The organism is Pseudomonas sp. S60, assembly GCF_016647865.1.
In the GTDB taxonomy this organism is placed as follows: domain Bacteria; phylum Pseudomonadota; class Gammaproteobacteria; order Pseudomonadales; family Pseudomonadaceae; genus Aquipseudomonas; species Aquipseudomonas parafulva.
Genome location: NZ_JACVVH010000004.1, coordinates 141,433 through 153,728 on the forward strand (window position 1 = coordinate 141,433; position 12,296 = coordinate 153,728).

Consider the following 12,296-nt stretch of genomic DNA (forward strand, 5'->3'; position numbering starts at 1 on the left):
GACCTGAGTCAACCACCGGTCAGTCAGGCTGCACGAACACACCCACAGCCTGGCCCTCAATAATCGATGCGCACATCCCCTTTCGGCACGCTGCAGCACGACAGGATGTACCCCTCGGCTTCATCTTCCTCGGTGATACCACCGTTGTGCTCCATTTCCACTTCGCCGCCCAGCTTGAGCACCTTGCAGGTACCGCAAATGCCCATGCCGCAAGCTTTCGGGATCATCAGGCCGACCTTGGCCGCTGCAGCGTGCACGGTTTCGCCGGGGGCGATGCGGATGCTCTTCTCGCTGCCGATGAACTCCACCAGGTTGAGGTCGGCAGCGTCCACTTCTGGCGCGTCGGCCGCCGCTTCGGCGTGCTCCACGGCATCGGCCTTGGCCTCGGCCGGGGTCGCCCCGAAGGACTCCTCATGGTAGTTGTCCATGTCGAAGCCCACCGCCTCGAGCATGCGCTTGACCGCCGTCATGTACGGGGTGGGGCCGCAGCAGAACACCACGCGCTCCATGTAGTCGGGGGCAATCAACTCCATCAGGCGTTGGTTCAGGTAGCCACGGTAACCCGCCCAGGGCTCGCCCAAACCGTGTTTCTCGCAAATGATGTGCAGGCTGAAGTTGGGCACGCGCGAGGCCATCTGCTCCAGCTCGCGGTGGTAGATGATGTCTTTCGGTGAGCGGGCGCTGTGCACGAACACCATGTCCACATTGGCGTTGGTGTCATAGAACCAGCGGGCCATGGACATCACCGGGGTGATGCCGACGCCACCGGACAGGTACAGCACCTTGGCTGCCGTGAAGTCGATGGCGTTGAACAGGCCGACCGGGCCGTGCACCGGCAGCTCGGCGCCTTCGTGCATGGTGTCGTGCAGGAAGTTGGACACCAGGCCACCCGGCACGCGCTTTACCGTGATGGAAAAACTGTACGGCACTGACGGCGAACTGGAGATGGTGTAGGAACGCATCACCGGCTTGCCTTCGATTTCCAGCTCCAGGGTCACGAACTGCCCGGGTTTGAAGAAGAACATGATCGGCTGGTCTGCCATGAAGCAGAAGGTGCGCACGTCCCAGGTCTCCTGGATGACCTTGACGCAGCGCACGATGTGGCGGCCGTTGGCCCAGGTCTGGGTAGTGACCGGATTGAGAAAGGTATCGGACATGTTCATCTCCAGCAGCCGACTATTGGCCTTTTTATGGCTTGGATGATGCGCAAGCTTGAAGCCATGAACATTCCTGCCAGCGACATCGGCGTACTTATCGCGACCAGCCCCGCACCGCAAGGGCTGCGGCGTCGTAATTCAATTCGGCCATGTCGCCCATGGATACGGTTCACGCCGCCTTCGGACGCACACTCCACCGCAAAACAACACGCTGTTCATGGTTAACAGCCTTGCGGCACCACAACAACGATTAGCCACCTTTTGCCGGCCGCAAACGGCCCCGAGGAATACACGATGGACGTCACCGCAACCCTGAGCCTGGGCGATCCACTGGAACCTGCACGCAAGGCCACCGCCGAGATGCTGCAGACCCGCGAGCGCACCTACTCGCTGCCCCAGCCTTTCTACACCGACGAGCGTCTGTTCCAGATCGACATGCAGGAGATCTTCCACAAAGAGTGGCTGATCGCTGGCATGACCTGCGAGATCCCGGCCAAGGGTAACTACCTCACCCTGCAGATCGGCAAGAACCCGATCATCGTGGTGCGGGGTACCGAGGGCAAGGTGCATGCCTTCCACAACGTTTGCCGCCACCGCGGCTCGCGCCTGTGCGTCAGCGAAAAGGGCAAGGTGGCGAAACTGGTATGCCCATACCACCAGTGGACCTACGAGCTCGACGGCCGCCTGCTGTTCGCCGGCACCGAGATGGGCGCCGACTTCGACATGAAGCAGTACGGCCTCAAGCCGGTCAATGTGAAAGTGGCTGGCGGCTACATCTTCATCAGCCTGGCGGAAAACCCGCCAGCCATCGACGAGTTCCTGGCCACGCTGGACCACTACATGGAACCGTACGACATGGAAAACACCAAGGTGGCGGTGCAAACCACCTTGATGGAAAAAGCCAACTGGAAGCTGGTGCTGGAAAACAACCGTGAGTGCTACCACTGCAACGGTTCGCACCCAGAACTGCTGCAAACCCTGCTGGAATGGGACGACACCAACGACCCACGCGCCAGCCAGGAATTCAAGGACCACGTGGCAGCCTCTGCCGCCGCCTGGGAAGCCGAGAAAATCCCGTACCTGCACAAGAGCCATGGCCTGCGTAACCGTATCGTGCGCATGCCGCTGCTCAAGGGCACCGTGTCGATGACCATGGATGGCAAGCAGGCCTGCCAGAAACTGATGGGCCGCATCAAGAACCCAGACCTGGGCTCGATGCGCATCCTGCACCTGCCCCACTCCTGGAACCACTGCATGGGCGACCACATGATCGTGTTCACCGTGTGGCCGATCAGCGCCCAGGAAACCATGGTCACCACCAAGTGGCTGGTGCACAAGGATGCCGTAGAAGGTGTGGACTACAACCCAGAGAACATGCGCAAGGTGTGGGACGCCACCAACGACCAGGACCGCCGCCTGGCCGAAGAGAACCAGCGTGGCATCAACTCCACGGCTTATCAGCCGGGCCCTTACTCCAAAACCTACGAGTTTGGTGTGGTGAACTTCATCGACTGGTACAGCGGGCGCTTGCTGAACAACTTGGGTGCGGAGCCTGCACCGTATCTGAAGGAAGTGTTGGCGCAGTAGCTGCGCTAGAAGTCGGGGTAGCGACAGATGTCGCTATCCTTCTTCAAGCCGACGTTAAGCGGATCTTATAGTTGCAGCATTACTTTGCAGCCTGTCCGAGAAGTCTGTGTTTACAGGGCGCACACGCCCCCTTAAAGAACTGTCAACGCTCCTCGTCGATCTCTGAGACAACGGCACGTGAACGAGTGTGGGGTCACTCGATTGCCACGGTTTCGCTTGCGCCAGCTTCCACGCTTCATAGGTAGAGGTGCCCAGCGACGCTATCGTCAGCGCTGCAAGCGCCCAGGTTTGCCAATCGGCGTCCGGATCAACTGTTCTGGTCACCCCGACGGTAAGCCCGGCCGTACCCGATAGGGCGCTAATACTCGATAGCACCCAGTCAGCGCGCGATGGCTTGGGGATACTCGGTAGAAGAGGATCTATGGCACTCCGTGGGAGCGAATTGATTCGCTTGTAGAAAGACCTGAAACGTAGGCCGCTGATAAAGACACCCATGAGGTTGGTGAAGATGCTCAGCACTGGCAGCACATACTCTTCTGGCTTTTCCCCAGTCGGGTCTCTGTAGTTAACTGGATCACCCACGCAGTAGGCATAAGTATTCAAGCCTCCATCACCAAATGGGCTGTATTTATCGGGTGTATGGAAGCGCATGATCGATGGCTTGTAGTGCCGGTACCCATTTCCCAGCGGGTAGCTGCACATCAGCGGATCACGCAACTCTCCACAAAAGGCAAGGCGGGACTCGAAGAGCCCGTTCCCAGCGCCATAGGGCGAATAGGCGCGATGAAGTGGGCGCCCGTTTTCTGATACGGAATGTCGGCGATCGTTGTTATGAAGAAAGGTCGGCATGATTACCCTAACTCGCGTGGCATGCGTGCAGGGTATATAGGGAGGCCGCGCTTGCGAACTGGCAGAAATGACAGGCAGTGAGTAGCCCCCATCGCCCCCTGTAGGAGCGGGTTTACCCGCGATCACCGGCAAAGCCGGTGCCAGCCATTGCGCTGATGCCTCGCGGGTTCAGTGAAAAGCCACGCCAATCAGCGCAGCACACCTTCCTCCACCAACAACTTCAGAATGGCCTCGGCACCTTCCTGCGGGGTGACGTCCTTCAGCACCTTGCCCCCACCACCACTGGCCTTGGCGGTCGCAGCCTTCATGCGGTCGGCGCCGCTTTTGGCCTTGATCACCTTCAACCGCTTGGGCCGTGGGCGCGCCGGCTGCAGGGCCTCTTCGCCCAGCAGTTCATCGTCCACCACCTGCACGTCCTGCGCCGCCAGTACACCGCGGCGTGCGGGCCCGAAGGCGCTTTGGCGCGGTTTGGGCGCGGCGTTGTCGACCGTGGCCAACAGCGGCAGGCGTACCTTCAAACGCCGACGCTGGCCACGTGGCAGCGCTTGCAACACCTGTGCTGTGCCGTTTTCGATGGACTCCACTTCGGCCAGCCCCACCACCAGCGGCCAGCCAAGCTTCTCGGCGAGCAGGAACGGCAGCATGCCAGACCCCTCCCCCGTTTCGGCCTGGCTGCCGGTAAGCACCAGTTGTGCACCGGCACCGCGCAAGTAATCGCCCAGCACCCCCAGCACATCCGCGCCAGCGGGTTGCTCAAGCACATCCAGGTGTTCCAGGCCCATCCCCAGGTAACCGCGCAGGGCTTCCTCGTGAGGGTCGCCTGCATGCACAACCTGCAGATCCCCGCCGGCCAGTTGCAGGCCCAGCTCCACTGCACGTGAATCCTGCTCGGCGCGGCGCGCACGACCCGAGCTTGGGTGGGCGCCGATCGAGACCAGGCTGATGACTTTCGTACTCATGCTCGTGCCCTTATGCCGCGTCGCGCTGGGCGCCGTTGCGGTAGTTATCCACAGCGTCGATCAGTGCCTGGAGAATCGCCGCACTGTCGCCAATGACCGACAGGTCGGCGCGTTTGATCATGTCGCAACCAGGGTCCATGTTGATCGCCACCACCTTGTCGCAGGCGCCGATGCCCTGCAGGTGCTGGATGGCGCCGGAGATACCCACCGCCATGTACACCCGTGCAGTTACCCACGTACCCGTGGCGCCCACCTGACGATCACGCGGCATGTGGCCGTCGTCCACCGCCACGCGGGACGCGCCCTGGGTAGCACCCAGCGCGGTGGTGGCCTTGTGGAACAGTGGCCAGTCCTTGACGCCGTTGCCGCCAGAGACAATGAACTCGGCCTCCGCCATGGCGATCTTGGCCGGGTCAACCGCCACCGAGCCCAGGTCTTCGATACGCGAAATGCTGCGGGCAACGTTGGCAGACAACTCGACCGGCAACGCTTCGTGGCGCGTCTCGCTGACCGGCTCGGCACACTCGGCCGCGGCCAGGATCAACCGCGGCAGTGCACGCTGCATGTCTTGCTGGCCAGCGCCAGCACGGCCGATGCACTGGCCGTCCTTGATCTGCCACACACGGGTAGCCGGGCGTTCACCCAACGCCGCACCCAGGCGCCGGCCCAGCTCACCACCGCCGGTGCGGCTGTCTGGCAGCAACCAGTGGCGTGGGGCAAACTGGTTGTCCACCGCGCGCAGGCCCTGCACCAGTTGCTCTGGCGCATACCCCTGGTATTCATCACCATCGATTACCAGCAGGCGGTCTACACCGGCATTGGCGAAGCTGCTTTCCTTGTGCTCGCCGAACACGATTGCCAACACCGCACCGTCGTTGCCGGCCAGGCTGTGGGCCAGGCCCAGCAAGTCGCGGTCGTGGCTGCCAAGGCGGCCGCCGACCATGTCCGGCACCACGGCAATGTAGAACGCGGGGTCGGCCACCTGATGCAGCGGCAACTGCACTTCGGCCGCCGCCGTGCGCCGCGCCCCGACGGTAGTGCCCTGCTGGGCGCCACTGCGGTCGATGCGCTTGAGCCCGTTCGGGCCGATGAAGCCTGCGGCGCTGGCGTGCGGGTTCTTGCGGATGAGGCCGTTGGGCCCCATCCAGCTGGTCTGTTGGGTCTGCATGGCTGCGTGCAGCGGGTGCAGACGGTTACGGGCGATCCACTCGGCGCGAGGGTCGCGGCGGATGATGTCGCTCATCAATGCACCTCCGCAGGTTCACGTTTGGTCTTGGCTGGCTTGCTGGCCGTCGCCTGGGCGTCTTCCTCGATCAACACGTCGGCCACCAGTTCGGCCAGGTCCTTGATCAGTGGGCGCGGCTCCACCACACCTTCGAGCATCGCCGTGCACTGCGGGCAACCCACAGCCACCACTTCGGCCTCGGTGGTGCGGATGTCGTCCATGCGCATGTCGGGGATGCGCTGCTTGCCAGGGATGTCGGTGATCGGCGCACCGCCGCCACCGCCGCAGCAGCGTGAACGGAAGCCTGAGCGTTCCATTTCACGCACCTCGATGCCAAGCGCTTTGAGCACTTCACGCGGGGCTTCATATTCACCGTTGTAACGGCCCAGGTAGCACGGGTCGTGATAGGTGACGCTGCCACCTTTGTGCTGGCCAAGGTTGAGCTTGTTGGCGCCAATCAGCTCGGCAATGTAGGTGCTGTGGTGCTGCACCTGATAGTTGCCGCCCAGCGCACCGTACTCGTTTTTCAGTACGTGGAAGCTGTGCGGGTCGCAGGTAACGATGCGCTGGAACGTGTATTTGGCCAGGGTCTTGATATTGCGCTTGGCCAGTTGCTGGAACGTGGCTTCATCACCCAGGCGACGGGCCACGTCACCGCTGTCGCGCTCTTCCAGGCCCAGCACGGCGAAGTCCACACCCGAAGCCTTGAGCACCTTGACGAACGAACGCAGCGTGCGCTGGTTGCGCATGTCGAACGCGCCATCGCCCACCCAGAACAGCACCTCGGTGCTCTTCACCTCGGACAGCAGCTTGAGGTTCAGGTCGGCAGCCCAGTTCATGCGGCCACCCGGGGCGAAGCCGCCAGGGTTGTCAGTGGCGATCAGGTTGTCGAGCACCTCGGCGCCCTTGTTCGGGGTAGCGCCCTTTTCCAGTGTGAGGTGGCGGCGCATGTCGACGATGGCGTCCACGTGCTCGATCATCATCGGGCACTCTTCAACGCAGGCGCGGCAAGTGGTGCACGACCAAAGTGTCTCGGCATCCACCAGGCCATTGACGATCGGCTGGTGCGGGTGGCCGCCGTGCTCGCCGATCGGCTTGCCGGGGTAAGGGCTGCCGGCGAACTTGGCATCGGTACCACCGGCCAGGCCGATGACCATGTCCTGGATGAGCTTTTTCGGGTTCAGCGGCTGGCCGGCAGCAAAGGCCGGGCACATCGCTTCACACTTGCCGCACTGCACGCAGGCGTCAAAGCCCAGCAGCTGGTTCCAGGTGAAGTCCACCGGTTTTTCTACGCCCAGCGGCGCGTTCGGGTCTTCCAGGTCCAGTGGCTTGAGGCCAGTGCTGCGGCCACCCCCAAAACGCTCGGCGCGGCGGTGCCATGCCAAATGCAGGGCACCGGCGAAAGCGTGCTTCATCGGCCCGCCCCAGGTCATGCCGAAGAACAGCTCGGACACGCCCCACAGCACGCCCAGGCCCAGAATGCCGACCATCACCCAGCCGCCGGTATTGGCCGGCAGGATGCCAGCCACGGGCAAGGTGGCGATGAAGAAGCTGGCAGCGAACACCAGCAGGCTCTTGGGCAGGCGCATCCAAGGGCCTTTGGACAGGCGCGAAGGCGGGTTGAGGCGCCGTTTGAAGACGAAGATGGCGCCGGTGAACATGATCACCGTGGCCACCAGCAGGGCATAACCCAGAATCTTGCTGTGCAGGCCGAAACCGTGCACCAGGATGGCCAGCAGCGCCGACAGCACGAAGCCGCCAGCAGTGGCCACGTGGGTCTTGGACATGTACTTGTCGCGCTCGACCACGTGGTGCAGGTCCACCAGGTAACGGCGCGGCATGGCCAGCAAGCCGCCGACCAGGTCGACCTTGGAGGCCCGGCCACGGCGCCACATGCGCACCCGGCGCAGGGCGCCGAGCACCGCCAGGCCAAGGGCAGCGAACAGCAGGATGGGTAGAAGGGTGTTCAACATGGGAGGCTCCCACAACAGCTAGATTCTTGCGCCGTTCTGGCGCCTGGACTGGCCCCCTTGTGGGAGCGGGTTTACCCGCGAATGCGTCAGGTCAGACAACGATGTTGCTTGGGCTGACGCATTCGCGGGTGAACCCGCTCCCACAGGAAACCGCGCTCAGCGGCGGCTATTTTTAAAGATCAGAAGTCCTTGCACAGGCGCAAGGCGTCGTAGATCGCCGCATGCACGTTACGCTGGGCCACGCAGTCACCAATGCGGAACAGCAGGTAGCCCTCGCCTGGCTGGCTGAGGATCGGCTGCGGCTTGATGGCGAACAGCGCCTCCACATCGATCTGGCCTTTGTTGCGCGAGCCGTCCTTCAGGGCGTAGTACAGCTGCTCGTCAGGACGCACGCCGTTCTCCACCACCACCTGGTCCACCACGCGCTCTTCCTTGGCACCGGTGTATTCGTTTTCCAGCACCGCCACCAGCTTGTCGCCCTCGCGGTAGACCTTTTCCAGCATCATGTCGCCGGTCATGATCACTTCTTTGGGGTACATGCTGCGGTAGTAGGTGGGGAAGGTCGTACCGCCCATGGCCACACCCGGCTTGATATCGTCGGTGACGATTTCCACCTGGCAGCCCTTGTCGGCGATGAAGTCCGCCACCGACATGCCGGTGAACTCGCAAATGGTGTCGTACACCAGCACGTTCTTGCCCGGTGCAACCTTGCCGTCCAGTACGTCCCAGCTGCTGACCACCAGCCCTTCGGCAGCGCCCCAGTGGTCGTTCTGCTCCAGGAACGAGTGCCCGCCCACGGCCAGCACGATGATGTCCGGGCGCAGGTCCTGGATGGTGTCCACGTCGGCAGCGGTACCCAGGCGCAGGTCCACTTTCAGGCGCGCCAGCTCCAGCTGGTACCAGCGGGTGATACCGGCAATCTGGTCGCGCTGCGGCGCTTTGGCGGCGATGGTGATCTGGCCACCAATCTGGTCTTTCTTCTCGAACAGGGTCACATCGTGGCCACGTTCAGCGGCCACGCGGGCCGCCTCCATGCCGGCAGGGCCAGCACCCACAACCACCACCTTGCGCTTGGCACCCGTGGTTTTCTCGATGATGTGCGGCACACCCATGTATTCACGGGAGGTGGCGGCGTTCTGGATGCACAGCACGTCCAGGCCCTGGTACTGGCGGTCGATGCAGTAGTTGGCACCCACGCACTGCTTGATCTGGTCGATCTGGCCCATCTTGATCTTGGCGATCAGGTGCGGGTCGGCCATGTGCGCACGGGTCATGCCGACCATGTCCACGTAGCCGCCTTCAAGAATGCGCGTGGCCTGGTTCGGGTCCTTGATGTTCTGTGCGTGCAGCACCGGTACCTTGACCACTTCCTTGATACCTGCGGCCAGGTGCAGGAACGGCTCCGGCGGGTAGCTCATGTTCGGGATGACGTTGGCCAGGGTGTTATGGGTGTCGCAACCCGAACCTACCACGCCGATGAAGTCGAGCATGCCGGTGGCATCGTAATACGCAGCGATCTGCTTCATGTCCTCGTGGCTGAGGCCATCGGGGTGGAACTCGTCACCACAGATACGCATACCCACGCAGAAGTCGTCACCGACCTCGGCACGCACGGCCTTGAGCACTTCCATGCCGAACTTCATGCGGCCTTCGAAGCTGCCGCCCCACTCGTCGGTACGCTTGTTGACGCGCGGGCTCCAGAACTGGTCGATCATGTGCTGGTGCACCGCCGACAGCTCCACGCCGTCCAGGCCGCCCTCTTTGGCGCGGCGCGCAGCCTGCGCGTAATTACCGATCACCCGCCAGATCTCCTCCACCTCGATGGTTTTGCAGGTGGCGCGGTGTACGGGTTCACGGATACCCGAGGGCGACATCAGGGTCGGCCAGTTGAAACCGTCCCAGCGCGAGCGACGGCCCATGTGGGTAATCTGGATCATGATCTTGGCGCCATGCTTGTGCATGGCATCGGCCAGGTTCTGGAAGTGCGGGATGATGCGGTCGGTAGACAGGTTGACCGACGCCCACCATTCCTGCGGGCTGTCGATGGCCACCACCGACGAGCCGCCGCAGATGGCCAGGCCTATGCCGCCCTTGGCCTTCTCTTCGTAGTACTTCACATAGCGGTCGGTCGTCATGCCGCCGTCAGTGGCGTAGACCTCGGCGTGCGCGGTGCTGAGCACGCGGTTGCGAATGGTCAGTTTGCCGATCTGAATCGGCTGGAACATTGCTTCGAATGCCATGACGCTATCTCCGGCTTACAACGGCTTCGTTACGAACAGGCCATCTTCGTGGCCTTCTTCCGACCCGCCGTACACCTGTTCGGCAACGGTGCGGATCGAGCTGCCGCGGGCAGCGAGAATCTGGTCCATGGCGCCGGCGAACCAGCCGGTGAACATGTAGTCGACCTTGCGGCCGCATTTGCCATAGACGTATACGAATGCAGAGTGCTTGAGCTTGACGCTGCAGGTGCCCTTGTCCAGGTCGATGTCCTGGATCTCGAACAGGCCCCAGCCACGCTGGCTCAGGCGTTTCATGTAGTGCTCGAATACTGCGACGCCTTCCAGGCCGTGGCACTCGGCTTCTTTTTCGCACCAGTGCCAGGCAGATTTGTAGCCGGCCTTGTAGAGGATCTCGGCGTACTTGTCGGCGCCCAGGACTTCCTCGATGCCCTTGTGGTTGTTGACGAAGAAATGCCGTGGCACGTACAGCATCGGCAGGGCGTCGCTGGTCCACACACCGGTTTCGCTGTCGACTTCAATTGGCAATTGCGGGGCGATCTTGGCCATGGAAACTCAACTCCAGAAAAATTTTTATTGGGTTGCCCCGGCGTTGCTGGCAGGGGCTTCAGGCTTGGAGAGCGGCTTATTCGCCCCAGACGTCTTTCAATACGTTGACCCAGTTCTCGCCCATGATCTTGCGGACCACGCGCTCGGAATGGCCGCGCTTGAGCAAGGTTTCGGTGAGGTTGGGGAACTCGCCCACGGTACGGATGCCCAGCGGGTTGATGATCTTGCCGAAGTTGGTCAGGCGGCGGGCGTAGCCCTTGTCGTGGGTGAGGTATTCGAAGAATTCCTTGCCATGACCCTGGGTGAAGTCGGTACCGATACCAATGGCATCTTCACCGACGATGTTCATGGTGTACTCGATGGCCTCGGCGTAGTCGTCGATGGTGGAATCGATCCCCTTGGCCAGGAACGGTGCAAACATGGTCACGCCCACGAAGCCGCCGTGGTCGGCGATGAACTTCAGCTCTTCATCGGACTTGTTGCGCGGGTGCTCCTTGAGCCCGGACGGCAGGCAGTGGGAGTAGCACACCGGCTTTTTCGATTCGAGGATGACTTCTTCGGAGGTTTTCGAGCCAACGTGGGACAGGTCGCACATGATGCCCACACGGTTCATCTCGGCAACGATCTCGCGGCCAAAGCCAGACAACCCACCGTCACGCTCGTAGCAGCCGGTACCTACCAGGTTCTGGGTGTTGTAGCACATCTGCACGATGCCCACGCCCAGCTGCTTGAAGATCTCGACGTAGCCAATCTGGTCTTCGAACGCATGGGCGTTCTGGAAGCCGAAGAGGATGCCGGTCTTGCCCAGTTCCTTGGCCTTGCGAATGTCAGCGGTGGTACGCACGGGCATCACCAGGTCGCTGTTCTCGCGGATGAGCTTCTGGCTGGCGGCAATCTGGTCGACGGTCGCCTTGAAGCCTTCCCAGACCGACACGGTGCAGTTGGCGGCGGTCAGGCCACCTTTGCGCATGTCCTCGAACAGCTCGCGGTTCCACTTGGCGATGATCAGGCCATCGATGACGATGCTGTCGGCGTGTAATTCGGCTGGGCTCATCAGGCGTCCCCTTTTATTGAATGGGTGGCGCCAAACCTTGTGCCGGCGCTTTGGGGCCAGCATATGCCTGCGGCCCGAGGCGCCCCGATGCAAAAACGACAGGGGGTTTGCCGAAAGCGTCAATGCGCGACAAGCCGCCCTCTGGCGGGGTTTTCGGCAATGAGAGACAGTCTCGATAACAACCTGGGCAGCCCTGTTGATGAACATTTTGCCGAAGAGCTATCGCCCGGCGAGCGGCTGAGCGAGAATCCGGCCATTCATCAGTTTGGCGAGGAGAATACGGATGAAAGCAATGGCATGGATGGTACTGCTGGCGGCGGTGTCTGGCGCCCACGCAGCGGAAGAAGAAAGCACCCCTTGCGACAATGTCGAAACCGACCAGCAGACCTATGCCTGTGCAGCCTTCAGCAAGCAGGCCGCCGAGCGGGAACTGCAAGCGGCTTATGATGACCTGATCCAGCGCGTGCGCGACCAGTACGCCGACCAGGGCAACCAGGTGAGCGCCCTGGTAGGGCAACTGGACGCGGCGCAGAAGCTGTGGGCCCAATTGCGCGATGCCGACTGCAAGGTGGAAACCTTTGCCGAGAAGAAAGGCAGCAAGGCCTTCCAGGCGGCGTGGGATACCTGTGTGGCGCAACGCAGCGATGACCGGTCGGAGTACCTGCAGTCCATTGGTCAGCAGTGAAGCTGGTCTGGCCTCATTGTG

At 62.2% G+C, this 12,296-nt stretch carries 10 protein-coding genes; 2 read left to right on the forward strand and 8 right to left on the reverse strand.

Annotated features, from left to right (window positions below; translation table 11 throughout):
• Positions 1-56: 56 nt before the first annotated feature.
• Positions 57-1,157 (reverse strand): glycine-betaine demethylase subunit GbcB, encoded by a 1,101-nt coding sequence (gbcB, locus tag IAE33_RS03400; protein ID WP_201162188.1) that lies wholly within the window; start codon positions 1,155-1,157, stop codon positions 57-59.
• 294 nt (positions 1,158-1,451) lie between these two features.
• On the opposite strand from gbcB, the gene gbcA reads away from it, so the two are divergent.
• A complete protein-coding gene (gene gbcA, locus IAE33_RS03405) occupies positions 1,452-2,744 on the forward strand; it encodes a glycine-betaine demethylase subunit GbcA (RefSeq protein WP_028635283.1) in 1,293 nt (430 codons plus the stop codon).
• Positions 2,745-2,798: 54 nt separating this feature from the next.
• Here the strand turns inward: gbcA and IAE33_RS03410 are convergent, their stop codons facing one another.
• The 7 genes from IAE33_RS03410 to IAE33_RS03440 all read right to left on the reverse strand — a co-directional run bounded on the left by IAE33_RS03410 (position 2,799) and on the right by IAE33_RS03440 (position 11,590).
• The gene (locus IAE33_RS03410) at positions 2,799-3,593 is read right to left on the reverse strand and encodes an RHS repeat-associated core domain-containing protein (RefSeq protein WP_201162189.1); all 795 of its coding nucleotides are present in this window, start codon (positions 3,591-3,593) and stop codon (positions 2,799-2,801) included.
• Positions 3,594-3,781: 188 nt separating this feature from the next.
• Entirely contained in the window at positions 3,782-4,552 is a 771-nt protein-coding gene (etfB, locus tag IAE33_RS03415; RefSeq protein ID WP_028635284.1) for an electron transfer flavoprotein subunit beta, read from the reverse strand.
• A gap of 10 nt (positions 4,553-4,562) precedes the next feature.
• A complete protein-coding gene (etfA, locus tag IAE33_RS03420) occupies positions 4,563-5,795 on the reverse strand; it encodes an electron transfer flavoprotein subunit alpha (protein ID WP_201162191.1) in 1,233 nt (410 codons plus the stop codon).
• A complete protein-coding gene (dgcB, locus tag IAE33_RS03425; protein ID WP_201162193.1) occupies positions 5,795-7,750 on the reverse strand; it encodes a dimethylglycine demethylation protein DgcB in 1,956 nt (651 codons plus the stop codon). The genes etfA and dgcB overlap by 1 nt, the downstream gene beginning before the upstream one ends.
• A gap of 179 nt (positions 7,751-7,929) precedes the next feature.
• Entirely contained in the window at positions 7,930-9,990 is a 2,061-nt protein-coding gene (dgcA, locus tag IAE33_RS03430; RefSeq protein WP_060482833.1) for a dimethylglycine demethylation protein DgcA, read from the reverse strand.
• A 15-nt stretch (positions 9,991-10,005) separates the two neighbouring features.
• Complete coding sequence (locus tag IAE33_RS03435) at positions 10,006-10,536, reverse strand: DUF5943 domain-containing protein (RefSeq protein ID WP_060482832.1); 531 nt, start codon at positions 10,534-10,536, stop codon at positions 10,006-10,008.
• Positions 10,537-10,612: 76 nt separating this feature from the next.
• Positions 10,613-11,590: a dipeptidase gene (locus IAE33_RS03440; RefSeq protein WP_028635289.1), complete on the reverse strand. Its 978-nt coding sequence runs from the start codon at positions 11,588-11,590 to the stop codon at positions 10,613-10,615.
• A gap of 283 nt (positions 11,591-11,873) precedes the next feature.
• Here IAE33_RS03440 and IAE33_RS03445 point away from each other — a divergent pair, with 283 nt between their 5' ends.
• Positions 11,874-12,275 carry a lysozyme inhibitor LprI family protein gene (locus IAE33_RS03445; RefSeq protein ID WP_201162195.1) on the forward strand — a complete coding sequence of 134 codons (402 nt, stop codon included), beginning with the start codon at positions 11,874-11,876 and terminating at the stop codon, positions 12,273-12,275.
• Positions 12,276-12,296: the final 21 nt, after the last annotated feature.